Below are 13881 nucleotides of genomic sequence, written 5' to 3' on the forward strand. Positions count from 1 at the left end.
TGCCGCCATCGCGGCGTCGAACACCCGGGTGTGGTGGTCGACCTCGTGCTGCAGTCGCGTCGGCACGCTGCCCAATTCGGCTCGCGAGGCCGTGTCGACCCATGCACGTGCCCCGGCGACCGTCGCCCGGGTTGCCTCGGCGATTTGTTGTGACAGATCCCCGCGCGCTCGTTGCAGTCGGCTTCGCACCTGCACCAGGCGTTCGCCTCGCCGGCCGTCACGGTCTGCGAGCAGCTGCGATCGCTCTGCCCGCAGTTCGGCACCAGGAACACCGTCACGTAGATTCCGGATCTCCATCTCGATCATCCGGCGCGTCTGTGCGATGACTCCGGAATCCGAACCACCTGCTTCCCTCTCCCGTGCCGCCCGGCTCACGACCGCAACGAGCGACTGCTCCTGACCAGGCGCAATCGGGACCACGGGAGCCTGCGCAAAAGCGGTGCAGTGCGAAGCGAGAATCTCGGCATCACGCCGGCGCACCGCCTGCCAGTCTCGATAGACGTCGACGCGGGTCAGCGCCACCACCACCGGGGTTCCGCTCGCCGCAGCGTCGCCGAGGAGAAGGAGATCCTCGCGTCCGATCACACTGGCGGCATCGACGACCAGAAGTACGACGTCGGCGTCCACCTCGCGTGTCACTGACGAACAATCATCCGAAGCATCGAACATCTGCGCGACGTCTTCCCGTCCACACCTTGGTGGACCGACAACGTAAATGCGAGTGCCCCTGCATGTTTCGGCGGCGACCTGGCGACCCGGATCGGATGCCGGATTCCATCGCTGCACCACGCGCAGCACCGAATCCGGAAGTACCGAAACGCTATTCATCGGTCACCGCCGGGGCAGAGCGATCGCCTCCGAGCTGCGCCCACCGACGCACATACCCGCGTCGAATCAGTGAGACCCTTTGTTGCGGACACTGTTCCGACTCGTCCACGAGCTCGCCCCACCACCGGCTGCACGTGCCCGCGTCGTCAGCGGTACGAGGATCGGGAGGCTCGCCTTGACGCAGGGCTCGAATTTCGGGGCTCATCATCGCCGCCGCAGCGCCGAACAACACCGCGGAGTCCGAACTCAGATACAACTCGATCTCGTCCCTGCCCGCAATGCTGCGCGAGGCAGATCGCCTCAGCGCCGGGCCGATCTGCTCGACCCGGCCCCACCACTGCGCCTCCAGAACAGGTCCGAGAGCCGCGAACAACTCTTCGACGCCGCGCCCGGTCAGTGTCTCCACCGGAACCGTGGGCACGCCGACGTTCTCCGAGATTTCCGCCGCCCGTCCCAGCGCCTCGTCCCAGCGCGGACCGAACAAGTCAGCCTTGTTCGCAGCGACGACCACACGATCGGAAACTCGAGCAATGGCTCGGCCGTCGACGTCGCGGACCGCGTCGACCACCACGTAGACAACGCAACGACGACCCAGATCGGGGTTCGACGTTCCAGGGACATCGAATGCCCTCGACTCGGTCACCACAACCGGTGCGCCGACAACTCTGCGCGAGAACCGGTCGTCGCGCCCCAGGATCCGCGCCAACGACGACCGCCCCACCCCGGCTCGCCCGGCGACCACCAATTCGAGCGGCGCTGTCAGCGATCCGAGCACCGAGTGAACCGCCTCGGCGGCTCCCGAATCGATCGATGTCAGCCGATATGCCAGAGCGCGCAACTGATCGATCGGCTCCACGCAGGCGTCGTCGATCGATTCTGCGGGCAACATTCGTGACCAATTACTGCATGCAAATCCTGTGTTCATCCCCACCCCACGTCCCCATCGTGTCGGTGAGATTCTGTCAGGTTCTCGGCAAGGACGGCAGGTGACACCGCCCTTTCGCCGACAGTCCGAAGTCGACGGTTTCAGGACTTTCCGTGGAAAGTCTCAACTCAAACTTCAGACCCGTCTGCGCTAAACGGGGGTCATGCGTGACAATGGGTTCGTGAACGAAGCCGATCAGCATGCACCGCAGACCCCTGACACGGGGCAGACGGACCACACCAAGGGGTCCCGTCTCCATCCGAGAGTGACCAGCTTTCGCTCTCGCCGGGGCGCGCTGACCGACGCACAGCAGCAGGCTTGGGACCGTCAGTGGCCGCTCATCGGCGCCGACGTCTCGGACACACCGCTCGACGCGAACGCATGGTTCGGACGCGAAGCACCCCTGATCATCGAGATCGGTTCGGGTACCGGCACCGCGACGGCCGCAATGGCCAAGGCGGAACCGCACGTGAACCTGATCGCGATCGAGGTGTACCGCCCCGGGCTCGCGCAGCTTCTCCAGCAGGTCGAACGCGAAGAAATTCCCAACGTCCGCGTACTGCGCGGTGACGCGATGGACGTACTCGAGAACATGGTCGCCCCCGAGTCCCTGACGGGCGTCCGGGTGTTCTTCCCGGATCCGTGGCCCAAGGCCCGCCATCACAAGCGTCGCCTCCTGCAGGGGCCGACGTTCTCGCTGATCGCCAACCGCCTCAAGCCCGGCGGAGTCCTGCACGTGGCAACCGATCACGCCGATTACGCCGAATGGATCGAAGAAGCCGGCAATGCCGAGCCGCTGCTGACCGCACTCGACTGGGAGTCTCCGATGACCCACGAGCGTCCGGTCACCAAGTTCGAGGACAAAGCCCATAAGGTCGGAAGTGCAATCACCGAGCTTATATGGGGGAAGATCAGAGCATGAGCGTCAGCGAACAGCTATCCGACGACGTGACGTCGTCGGAATCTCCTCTCGACTTCGGTCGTGACTCCCGCCACCCCAAGCGGGTGCTTCTGGTCTGGGACGCCCCTAACCTCGACATGGGCCTCGGCGCTATCCTCGGTGGCCGGCCTACCGCCGCCTACCGGCCACGATTCGACGCTTTGGGTCGTTGGCTGCTCTCTCGCACCGCCGAACTGTCCGCACAGAACAGCGGCACGCTCGAGCCTGAAGCGACCGTCTTCACCAACATCGCGTCCGGCAGCGCCGACGTCGTTCGTCCTTGGGTCGAAGCCTTGCGTAACGTGGGTTTCGCGGTGTTCGCCAAGCCGAAGGTCGATGAAGACAGCGATGTCGATTCGGACATGCTCGAGCACATCGCGCTCCGGTACGGCGAGGGCCTCGCCGGAATCATGGTCGCGTCCGCCGACGGCCAAGCGTTCCGCGAACCTCTCGAGGACATCGCAGCAACCGGTATCCCGGTCCAGGTTCTCGGGTTCCGTGAACACGCCAGCTGGGCTGTGTCGTCCGATATCTTGGACTTCGTCGATCTCGAGGACATCCCAGGTGTCTTCCGTGAGCCTCTGCCACGGGTAAGCCTGGACACCCTGCCCGACGAGGGCGCCTGGTTGCAGCCGTTCCGACCGCTTTCTGCCCTGCTCATCGGGCGAAAAAGTGTTGCCGAGTAGGAGTTGATCAGTGTTCGCCAGCTGGGGAAGCATCGTCTATCGAGCCCGCTTCACCGTCATCGCTGTCATGGTGGCGGGGCTCCTCGGGCTCGCTGCGTACGGCCTGAGCCTGCAGGATCATCTCAGCCAGAGCGGCTGGGACGATCCGGGGTCGGAATCGGTAGAGGCTGCCAAACTCGCTGACGGCACGTTCGGACGCAGCACGACGGGTGACGTTCTGGCGCTGTACACGGCGCCGGAGGGCAAGACCGTCGACGACCCCGAGTTCCAAGCGAAGGTCATCGACAATCTGCAGCGACTCGTCGCCGACAACCCCGACCAGATCATGAAGATCAACGGCTCGTACTTCAAGGTCGACAACGGTCTCTCGGTGGCGGCCCTGGCGGACAAGACCAAGCAACACGCGGTCACCAGCATCGCGATCGCCGGAGACAACGACACCGCGGTGTCCAACAACTTCCGCGACGTCGAGTCGCAGTTCTACATCGACGGCGTCGACGTGCAACTCGCCGGCCTGCAACCTGTCGCGAATTCGCTCAACGACACGATGGCCAACGACATCAAGCGCATGGAAATGCTCGCGATTCCTGCTGTCGGTGTCCTGCTGTTCTTCGTCTTCGGTGGCGTCGTCGCTGCTGCCCTCCCGTTGATCGTCGGCGGTCTGACCGTCATCGGCGCCAACGGCATCATTCGACTGATCACCAACTTCACCGAGGTCAACGCGTTTGTTGCGCCCGTGGTCTCTCTGGTCGGCCTGGGTCTGGCGATCGACTACGGACTGTTCATCGTCAGCCGTTTCCGAGAAGAGATAGCCGAGGGGTACGACACCCCGACCGCTGTACGCCGAACGGTCATGACGGCAGGTAGAACGGTCATGTTCTCGGCGACCATGGTTGCCGTCAGCCTCGGCGGTCTGCTGTTGTTCCCGCAGGGCTTCCTCAAATCGGTGGCTTACGGCGCCATTGCTGCCGTCATGCTTGCCGCGATCTCGTCCATCACGATTCTTCCCGCGATTCTCGGCATTCTCGGCAAGCGGATCGACGCGCTGACCTTCAAGAAGCTGCGCCAGACCAAGACCAACGAGGAAATCGAGAACGGTTTCTGGGGCAAGCTCACCCGCTGGGTCATGCAGCATCCGCTCAAGGTCGCGGTCCCGATCGTCGCGGCTCTACTGCTGATGATCATTCCGCTGACGGGCATCAAGTTCGGCGGTATCAACGAGACGTACCTGCCCCCGGACAGCCCCACGCGTGTCGCGCAGGCGCAGTTCGACGAACTCTTCCCCGGCAATCGCACCGAGCCCGTTCGACTCGTCATCGAGGGAGCCGACAACACCACTCTCGGTCAGATTTCCAAGACCGCAAATGCTGCGCCAGGTCTGGTCGAGAAGTTCACCCCGGAGGTTGCGACGAAGGACGGTGTCAACGTCCTCAAGGCCGGTCTGACGGAGCGGAACGAAGCACGTCCCACCATCGACTATCTGCGGTCCGCGGACTGGCCCGAGGGCACAACTGTGCTGGTCGGCGGCACTCCGGCCATCGAGCAGGACAGCGTCGACGCATTGCTCGATCGTCTGCCGCTGATGGTCGTATCCGTCATCCTGCTGACGACCTTGCTGATGTTCTTGACGTTCGGCTCGCTCGTCCTGCCCATCAAGGCCGCATTGATGAGCGCGCTCGGACTGGGTTCGACGCTCGGAATCTTGACCTGGATCTTCATCGACGGGCACGGTTCCGGTCTGTTGAACTTCACACCGGGGCCGATCATGTCTCCCGTCCTGGTGTTGATCATCGCGATCGTCTACGGCCTGTCGACCGACTACGAAGTGTTCCTGCTCTCCCGCATGGTCGAAGCGCGAGCGCAGGGCGCGAGTACTACCGAATCCATCCGTATCGGCACGGCACATACCGGCCGGATCATCACCGCTGCCGCACTGATTCTGATCGTGGTCACCGGCGCATTCGGCTTGTCCGATCTGGTGATGATGAAATACATCTCCTACGGCATGATCTCCGCGCTGATCATCGACGCGACTCTCATCCGAATGTTCCTGGTCCCCGCGACCATGAAACTGCTCGGCGACGACTGCTGGTGGGCTCCGGCCTGGATGAAGCGGATCCAGCAGAAGATCGGGCTGGGCGAGCCGATCCTCGACAACGAGCTGGTACTCGCGAACGTCCCGCAGATCGCGCCTGTCGGTGCGATCGCCGGACCGGGTCAGCCGCGCAAGATCGAAGCGGCCTCGCGGGTCATGCCACCGCCTGCCCCGGCTGCACAGCCGGAAAGCGGACCTCGCGTTCCCGATCCTCTCACCGAGCCCATTCCGCTCAGCGAAATGGCGATCAAGGCACCCAACACGGAGGCTCCCGCCGCGGAGAAGCCGGCACCGCGACGTCGTCTCGATATCGGGAGTGCAGCCAGCGCCCCCCAGAACCTGATCGAGGCACCTGTACCCAATCCCTCGTACCGGCCGCAACCGAATGCCAGCGACAAGCGCAGAAACCCCACGCCCGCTGCGCCGGCCGAGCGTCCCATCGAGAGTTGGTTGTCGGACCTGCGGGCCCGGGAACAGACTCCCCCGGCCTCACGTCCACTGCCGGTGGTCCGGACGCCTTCGCGGACAAACGGTTCGGCGACCAACGGTGCTGCCAGCAGCAGTTCAGGCTCCAACGGCGCGAGCCGGAACGGCTCCGCAAACGGTGCTACCAACGGCTCTGCAACAAACGGTTCAGCCCCGACCTCGGTGGAGGCGACCCCCCAGTCGCCGCCTCCACCGACCGCTCCGGAGCGTCGTAACGGGGTTTTCACGGATTCGCCTTCGCCTACCAACGAGCCCCGAGTCTCGGACGCCACCCCTGACGGCGACGACAACGCCACCGGCAGGCACCGGCCTGACGACGCAGGCGCCATCAGCGTGAGCGAGCTCATCGCTCGCCAGAAGCGAAGCTGACTCATGATCCAGAAGCGAAGCTGACCTGCTCCTGCTCCTGCTTGGCGAAGGCTCGTGCATAACGTGTCCCGACCAGCAGGAGCAGCAAGCCGACCACCAGGAAGGCAACGCTGCGCACCAGCCCACTGAGTGTGGCCAGGTCGAAGAGGAACAGCTTTGCCACGGCCGCACTGGTGAGAGCAAGCCCGGCTCCGAGCAAGACGCGAGCGTGCTGGCGGTTGTTCAATCCGAGCACCAGCGCTGACGTGGCGGCAAGCATCCAGACGATGGTTGCAACACTGTGCCCGGCAACGAATCCGGTTGCACTGTCGAAAATTTCGACGCCGGATGAGACGAGCGCGCACGTCACCGCGTAGAGGACACCGAACCCTGCGCCCGCCCATAGAACCGCCGCGTTGGAATCGGCAATCAACTTCAGTCGGTGAATCGCCCAGACCAGCATCACCAGCGCGCCTATCGCCGTCAGGCTCGAGAGCGCCGTCATCGCACCGAGTTGCCTGGACGCGGCGCGAGCGGTCGTCAACGCTTCCGGCGGAACCGTCGTGAGGTATCCGATCGATCCGATTGCCGCAAAGACGGTTCCGAGGGCGAAGACGAAGCGCGAACCCGCATACAGCGAGACTCCGAGGAAGATCATTCCGACCGTGAGGATCAGCGGCACGACCAGAGATTCCGTCGCCCCGGAGAAGCAGCAGAGCAATAATGCGAGGGCGCCGGTTGCGCCCAGTCCGAATCGCAGTTGCGTCGGCAAAGGCTTGGCCGCCGCTGCAGTCGAAAGAAGTAGTGCCGCAGCAATTCCGTACAGCACTGCGGATTCGGTGCGCCCGAGCACGGCTCCGACGCTCATCAGCGGAAGGGACGAGACAACAAAGGTAGCGGTGGACCACGCCCCTGCAATGCCGTCACGCGAGGGCGAACCCGTCCACTGCATAACCATCGCGCAGCCGGCCCCCACGATTGCAACCACGCCGGCACTGATCACCAATTGCACTGCACTGTTACCGGATTCGTCGAAGATGGACTCCGACGCTATCGCTGCGAGCAGTGCGAGAACCACCGGTGCGGTGCGCGCCATGCCCAGGTATTTCCAGTCACGACCGAGCTGGGCGGAGAATGTCGCCGATTGGATCGCGAAGAGGAAACCGATGAGGGTCAACGATATTCCCGACGTCAACACGGGAGCCAGCAGCGCTGCTCCCAGAACGATCATGAGCGCCAGCGATTCGGAATCCCACTTCACGGCGAGGGCAACGCCGGCGGCGGCGATTCCGAAGGCAATCACCACCGCGAGCGGTGTCGTCACCCAACCGTAGAGAACGGAGGCTGCGACGACATCGAGATACATCCCTGCAAAACCGGTGGCAGCCAGGGCAATTGCCCCCACTTTGCCCCCTGGTCGTCCGTGGACCCGCACCCCGGCAAACACCAAGGCGCCGGAAAGGAGCGCACCGCCGAGCACCCGCAGCGGAGGTCCGAAGAATCCGGCCTGCGCTGCAAGTACCAGCAGCATCACGACGCCGATCAGTGTGACGGCAACACCGGCCGCGGCCAGGAGTCGACTGATGACACCGTCGCGTTGCCACCAGGGCTGGCGAGGTGCGGCAACCGGATACGTCGGCGGCTGCCACGCGGGCACGCTCTGCTGAGAACGCATTGGCGGCATCTGCGGCACCTGTGGCACCGGAGCTGCGGGTGCCGGGACTACCGGCATGGGCGGGGTCGCAGTAGCCGAGGCCAGCTGAGTCTGCAGGATCGACAGGTTCTGGCCCATGTGACGCAACTGCCGGCCGATGCTGTCGCACTCGGCCGAGAGGGCGGTCACCAGTCGCGGATCGACGGCGGAAGAGCTCGGTGTGGTCATGGCTTCGAGCTTGCTGCGTGGCCGAACCGATCAGATGAGTAGTACTACTCGATCAGCCTGGGGACTTCTCGTACTCAACTGAGGACACCTTCGACTGACAGCACCCTCGACTGACAGCACCCTCGACTGACAGGGCACTAACGCCGAGGTGCCGCGTTCCGCAATCGTTCGGACAGAAGCCGACCCGAAGTGTGAAGCGGAGCGGGATCCTGACGCGCCCGAGCAAGGACCAGCGCGCCCTCGAGTGCGGACAGAGCCAGAATTGCCTCGGACTCGGCGTCTTCGCGGGACCAACCGTCTGCCTCGAGGCGCTGAGCCAGCAGTGCGAGCCATGAGTTGTACCCGTCCGCGCAAGCACCGCGGATGACCTCGGATTCGGTTGCGGCATCCAGTGTTGCCGTAGCCAGGGCGCATCCACGTTCGTAGTCCGAATCCGACAAACGCGCAGCCAATGCGGCGGCGAATGCCGAGATCGCGGTGGCTGCATCGGGTGAGCTCTCCAGCAGGTGCCGGATGAAATCGGCCATTGCCTCGCCACGTCGCCTCAGAGCCTCGCCTGCGAGTTCTTCCTTGCCGCCGGGAAAGTGAAAGTACAAGGAACCTTTGGTAGTCGCACTAGCCGAGAGAACTTCCGACACCCCCGTTCCGGCGTAGCCCTTCCGCTGCAACAGATCGGCAGCGGCATCGACCAACAAATCCCTCGTAGACATACGTTCAATATACCGATCAGTACACATATCGACAAGACTTGAAGTGCATAAATTGTCAAAACCTTGCATCACTAGACCGATTGGTACATGATTCGGGAATCAACGAACCGGAGCGCGGCCAACGACGCTCACGACGACGAAGGACTGAATCGATGTCACCGAATTCCCCGAACAACACCACCACGACCGTCCTCGAACCGGACGAAGACCTCGCCGGGACCCTCGCGGCCACCGGCGTCCGGATGATGGTTCGTAGTAAACAAACCGAGGGAGGTTTCTCTCTTGTACAACACCGCATCGCTCCGCATTCGATGACCTCACCGGTCCATCGCCACAGCCGGGAAGACGAGTACACGGTGGTTCAAAGTGGCCGCGTCGCAGCGATGGTCGGAGACGAGGTCGTCTACGCGGAGACCGGCGCCATGATCTTCAAACCGCGTGGCCAGTGGCACGCCGTGTGGAATCCCGACGACGCTCCAGCACGGATTCTCGAAATCATCACGCCCGGAGGGATGGAAGACCTGTTCGAACTGATGCCGAAACTACTGGCCGAAGCAGGTTCCGCCGCGGAATCGGTTGCAGCGCGGGTAGAAGCAGACTTCGGGATCGAATTCGATCTCGTTGCCACCGCCGAGATCGCACAGACACACGGTGTGGGATTCGGCATCGAAAGTCACTGACCGACTGTCAGCACCTACCGATCGAAGGAAAATTCATGCTTGTACTCACCGGAGCAGAAGACCTCAGCGCCAACCTGAACCAAGAGCTGGGCGTCAGCGACTGGCACGATGTCACCCAGGAGTCCATCGACGAGTTCGCCCGGGTCACCGGCGACGATCAGTGGATTCACGTCGATGTGGATCGCGCGAAGGAGTCGCCGTTCGGCGGAACCATCGCGCACGGCAACTACACGCTCTCACTCGGCCCCAAGTTCTCGTACGCAATGTTCTCGCTCGAAGGTTTTGCGTTTGCTCTCAACTGCGGATTCGACAAGGTCAGGTTGCCTGCTCCGCTTCCGGTCGGCTCTCGTGTCCGCATGCGCGCGACGTTGAGCAAAGTCGAACCGATCAACGGCGGTGTCCAGATCACGGTGACGCAGACGTTCGAACGAGAACACGGTGACAAGCCCGTGTGCGTCGCCGAAATGTTGACCCGCGCGTATCACTGAAAGGTCAGGAGCCGAACATCTTTCGAATCGTGGTACCGAAGGGATGCTTCGCGGTGACACTGCCGAATCGCACCTTGCCGTGCACCACCAGATGCAGCGGGCCCATCTGTGGGCCGGACCGAACCTTGTTCGACGCGCTTCCCCCGACTGCCTCGACACCGTTCATGTCCACCGTCGCCTCTTCGGGAACGATCAGTGAAATCGAGCTGGCGTAGTCGTCGATCGAGATGTTCACGACCTGCGTCTGCATCACCGCGCGCGTGAAATCGATAGTCACACTGGACATTCTGGTGTCGACCACGACAGCTGGTGGAACGATCCAGGCACCGTTCCGCGTCACCGTCGCCATTCGTCCACGGATCACGGCAGCATTTGCCGCTCCGTAAGTACCTACAACCGGAGCCCCGACGGGAGCGCGGTAAGGCGGGCTCGGGTGAACCGGCGGCGGTTGGGGTTGGTACGTCGGCGCCGGGTAGGGCTGGCCTTGGTACATCGGCTGACCCGCATTGGGATACGCGGGTGGGTCGTAGTCGGAGATCAGTGTGATGCCCGGAAGATCGGCGAGAACCGAGTTGAGCTCACCTCGTGTCTTTGCAGCCAAGGCAGTGTCCATGCGCTCGGTGAACTCACCGAGCGAGAGCATCCCTTGACCGACAGCTTTCTGCAGCAGCTCGCCGACATGCTCTCGTTCGGCATCGGATACGCGTAGATTCCTGGCCTCCATGATTTCCAGGATAAACGTTATTCGAGACCTTGTTCTATCGCGTATCGCGTGAGCTCGACGCGATTGGCCAACTGAAGCTTCCGAAGCGTTGCCTGCACATGGTTTTCGACGGTCCGGTGGCTGAGCGAGAGCCTCGTGGCGATCTGTTTTGCGCTCAGCCCCTTGGCGACAAGACGGAGCACTTCGGTCTCACGGTCGGTGAGCCGAGGCAGCTCGGGTGCGCGATCGTCGGCCGGTGCCGTCGACATCCGGCGGTACTCACCGAGCACCAATCCGGCGAGGCCGGGGGTGAAGACGGCTTGTCCGTCGAAAGTCGCTCGCACGGCCTCGAGCAGTTCCGCCACCGAAGCACTCTTGACCAGGTAACCCGACGCTCCGGCTTTGACCGCGTCGAGGACGTCGTCACGTTCGGCAGAGGCCGAAAGCACCAGTACCTTGCTCTTCGGCGAAACCTCGAGAACTGCGGTGGTGGCGTCGGCACCGTTTCCGTCCGGCAGGTTCATGTCCATCAGAACCACCGCCGGTTGCACGGCGGCGGCCCGGCGGCGCGCACTCTCGACACCCTCCGCCGTGGCGCTCACGGTGAAGCCGGCAGCTTCGAGGTCCCGGGAGACACCGTCGCGCCACATCGGGTGATCGTCGACGACCATCACCGTCACCGGATTCTCGCCATGTTCGTCAGCCACGCTCACTTTTCCCCTTCGGAACGTTGATCTCCCATTCGGTGCCCTCCCCCGGCCCGGTTTGCAGGACTGCAGTGCCGCCGAGCACCTGCACTCGACCGAGAATGGACTTCGATACTCCCATGCGGCCTTCGGCTTCGGCCTGCGCCAAGCGACCCTCGGGGATTCCGACGCCGTCGTCGCGGATGCTGACGATCACCTCGTCCGGCAAATCTTCGAGCAATACGTATGCCTTCGCCGCGGGCCCGGCGTGCAGCCCGACATTGGACAGAGCATTGTCGACGATGGCTGCCAGTTCGATGGCTCGATCACGCTCGATCACGACGGGGTGCGCGGGCGTCGACACCGACACCGACGTGCTTGCCTGCGTGGTCAGCAGCGGACACAGATCCACTGTCTGTCCGCCGACGTCTGCCGCGGCGCCCGAAACCTGCTCGGAGATCAGCATTCTCAAGGCGACCTCCTGCTCACCGGCCAGAGCAGCCAGTTCAGCTGCTTCGCCGCCGAGTGCCGCACCTCGCCTGCGCACCATCGCCAGCACCTGCAGAACGCCGTCGTGTACTTCGCGTGCCAAACGCTCGCGCTCTTCGGTGGCCGCCGCCAGACGGACGGCTTGCTCGAGTTGTCGATGCGAGCGCCGAGCGGTGGTGGTGGCCAAGCCCAACGCCAGGCCGACCGATACGAGCACGGGAGCCGTCGCATCGCGCCAGAGGTCCAGGTTGACCTGGTCGCGGATGATCGCGCTGGCCGCCGAGATGACAACTCCGGACGCCATACCGAGCCACGGCCCGCCGAGAATTGCCGCGGAGATGACCGCGTTGGTGGCCCACAGTGTGGTGGGCAGCGTCTGGTGATTCTGATACCACTCGTGGTCGGAGACCAGCCTCGTCGACGCCATCAGCAAGATGACGACCACCTGATCGGCGATCACCACCTGATACCGCGGCAGCTTCTTCCCGAACAAAGCACCGGATGTCCCGAGCAACAGTGCCGACACCCCGGTCCACACGGCCATCAGAGCGACGAAGAACCAGCTGAGCCGAGAGTTGGTGTAGTCGGAGGCCGAGGCGAACTGGTAGCTGATCGCGTACACCAGCGTGACGAGCCGAAATGCCTGCGCCGCCCGCCACAGCGGGGCATCAGGGTCGGTGTCGACACCCGACGCCTCGCGAACGGTCGGCTGATAGTGCAGCCGACGACGGCGGGTGGGCTCAGTCATCGGGAGGAGTGGGGTTCACGATGCGAGGCTCGGCACGCGGCTCGTCGGGTTCGGCGGGGAACAGTGGGGTCTCCGGATCTTCGACGTGCAGTTCGGCGTACGCGATGTCCGGGTCGTCGGCGAGGAGGGAACGAATAGCGGTATTCAGGACCGCGACGATCGGGACAGCCAAGAGCCCGCCGACGATTCCAGCGAGAACGATGCCCGTTGTAATGGCGAGAACGACTGCCAGCGGATGCAGGCGAACAGCGCGACCCAACAACAGCGGTTGCATCACGTGCGCTTCGAGCTGCATGACGCCGATGATGATGCCGAGGACGATCAGCGCCGTCAGGAAACCCTTCGTGACCAGAGCGACAAGCACCGCGAGAAAACCGGTCAGAAATGCACCGACGATCGGAATGAACGCGCCGATGAACACCAACGACGCCAGCGGCAGGGCGAGCGGCACCCCGAGGATCGCCAGGCCGGCACCGATACCGATCGCGTCGGCGGCGGCAACCGCGACCGTGGCGCGCACGTAGCCGATCAGCGACCCGAAACCTGCAGAACCGGCGATCCGTACGCGACGACGCGCGTCGGTGGGAACGATCCGGGTGACGAACTGCCAGATCTGATCGCCGCCGTAGAGGAAGAAGATGAGAGTGAACAGCGTCAGCAATGCCCCGGTGAAGATCTCGCCGATGACTGTCGCCGTGGTCAAGGCGCCGCTGGTCAGGGACTCACGATTGGATTGCACCGACTTGACGACCGAATCACCTGCCTGGCGGATCTGATCCTCGCTGAAGTGCAGCGGACCGCTGGTGAGCCAGTTCTGAATTTGCGTGACGCTGGCCGTGAACTGGTCGGTGAGCTGGGGCAACCCGTCGATGAACTGCTCGACGACAAACGTCATGATTCCCGCGACCAGTCCGATCGAGGCAAGCAGAACGACGATGACGGCTGCCGAGCGGGGAACACCCCACACCTGTAGCCGATCGACAATCGGGATCAGCAGAGCTGATGCCAGCAGAGCCAGCCCCACCGGGATGAGCACGGTTTCGAGGCGGAGTACGACGTACCCGAGAACCAACAGTCCGGCGAAGATCACAATGAGGCGCCACGACCATTCCGCAGCGATGCGCACGCCGGGATGCACCGCCCGAGCGTCGGCGGAGATGGGTTTGTTCATCCTCGATGCTCGCTCC

12 protein-coding genes and 1 pseudogene are annotated in these 13881 nt (G+C 63.6%); 5 read left to right on the plus strand and 8 right to left on the minus strand.

Translation table 11 applies throughout. The features are described 5' to 3' along the window. Positions 1-639 (minus strand): annotated as a pseudogene (locus ACYP01_RS09790) (hypothetical protein); the annotation flags it as partial. A gap of 181 nt (positions 640-820) precedes the next feature. Further along, positions 821-1717 carry a GTPase domain-containing protein gene (locus ACYP01_RS09795; RefSeq protein ID WP_007734494.1) on the minus strand — a complete coding sequence of 299 codons (897 nt, stop codon included), beginning with the start codon at positions 1715-1717 and terminating at the stop codon, positions 821-823. A gap of 199 nt (positions 1718-1916) precedes the next feature. Between ACYP01_RS09795 and trmB the strand changes: the two genes are divergently transcribed. The 3 genes from trmB to ACYP01_RS09810 are packed head-to-tail and all read left to right on the plus strand — an operon-like array spanning position 1917 to position 6329. Beyond that, complete coding sequence (gene trmB, locus ACYP01_RS09800) at positions 1917-2675, plus strand: tRNA (guanosine(46)-N7)-methyltransferase TrmB (protein ID WP_270008403.1); 759 nt, start codon at positions 1917-1919, stop codon at positions 2673-2675. Further along, positions 2672-3379, plus strand: a complete 708-nt coding sequence (locus tag ACYP01_RS09805) for an NYN domain-containing protein (protein WP_003945733.1) — start codon at positions 2672-2674, stop codon at positions 3377-3379. The genes trmB and ACYP01_RS09805 overlap by 4 nt, the downstream gene beginning before the upstream one ends. 10 nt (positions 3380-3389) lie before the next feature. Continuing rightward, entirely contained in the window at positions 3390-6329 is a 2940-nt protein-coding gene (locus ACYP01_RS09810) for an MMPL family transporter (RefSeq protein WP_007734492.1), read from the plus strand. Between the two features lies 1 nt (position 6330). Here ACYP01_RS09810 and ACYP01_RS09815 read toward each other — a convergent pair whose 3' ends face one another. Both ACYP01_RS09815 and ACYP01_RS09820 read right to left on the minus strand, forming a co-directional pair. Continuing rightward, entirely contained in the window at positions 6331-8190 is a 1860-nt protein-coding gene (locus ACYP01_RS09815) for a DUF2339 domain-containing protein (RefSeq protein WP_459679695.1), read from the minus strand. Positions 8191-8327: 137 nt separating this feature from the next. Continuing rightward, entirely contained in the window at positions 8328-8900 is a 573-nt protein-coding gene (locus ACYP01_RS09820) for a TetR/AcrR family transcriptional regulator (protein WP_042920278.1), read from the minus strand. Positions 8901-9052: 152 nt separating this feature from the next. Between ACYP01_RS09820 and ACYP01_RS09825 the strand changes: the two genes are divergently transcribed. Next, positions 9053-9580 (plus strand): cupin domain-containing protein, encoded by a 528-nt coding sequence (locus ACYP01_RS09825; protein WP_459679697.1) that lies wholly within the window; start codon positions 9053-9055, stop codon positions 9578-9580. A gap of 35 nt (positions 9581-9615) precedes the next feature. Further along, complete coding sequence (locus tag ACYP01_RS09830) at positions 9616-10068, plus strand: MaoC family dehydratase (protein WP_003945664.1); 453 nt, start codon at positions 9616-9618, stop codon at positions 10066-10068. A 4-nt stretch (positions 10069-10072) separates the two neighbouring features. Here ACYP01_RS09830 and ACYP01_RS09835 read toward each other — a convergent pair whose 3' ends face one another. Genes ACYP01_RS09835 through ACYP01_RS09850 form a run of 4 tightly spaced genes read right to left on the minus strand, consistent with a single transcriptional unit; the run spans position 10073 to position 13865 of the window. Then, the gene (locus ACYP01_RS09835; RefSeq protein ID WP_007734485.1) at positions 10073-10792 is read right to left on the minus strand and encodes a DUF1707 SHOCT-like domain-containing protein; all 720 of its coding nucleotides are present in this window, start codon (positions 10790-10792) and stop codon (positions 10073-10075) included. A 17-nt stretch (positions 10793-10809) separates the two neighbouring features. Then, positions 10810-11442: a response regulator gene (locus tag ACYP01_RS09840; RefSeq protein ID WP_047269712.1), complete on the minus strand. Its 633-nt coding sequence runs from the start codon at positions 11440-11442 to the stop codon at positions 10810-10812. A 28-nt stretch (positions 11443-11470) separates the two neighbouring features. Then, positions 11471-12694: a MacS family sensor histidine kinase gene (macS, locus tag ACYP01_RS09845; protein WP_007734482.1), complete on the minus strand. Its 1224-nt coding sequence runs from the start codon at positions 12692-12694 to the stop codon at positions 11471-11473. Next, positions 12687-13865: an AI-2E family transporter gene (locus tag ACYP01_RS09850; protein ID WP_007734480.1), complete on the minus strand. Its 1179-nt coding sequence runs from the start codon at positions 13863-13865 to the stop codon at positions 12687-12689. Before ACYP01_RS09850 ends, macS begins: the two co-directional genes overlap by 8 nt. Positions 13866-13881 lie beyond the last annotated feature (16 nt).

The organism is Rhodococcus sp. no. 34, from assembly GCF_054589475.1.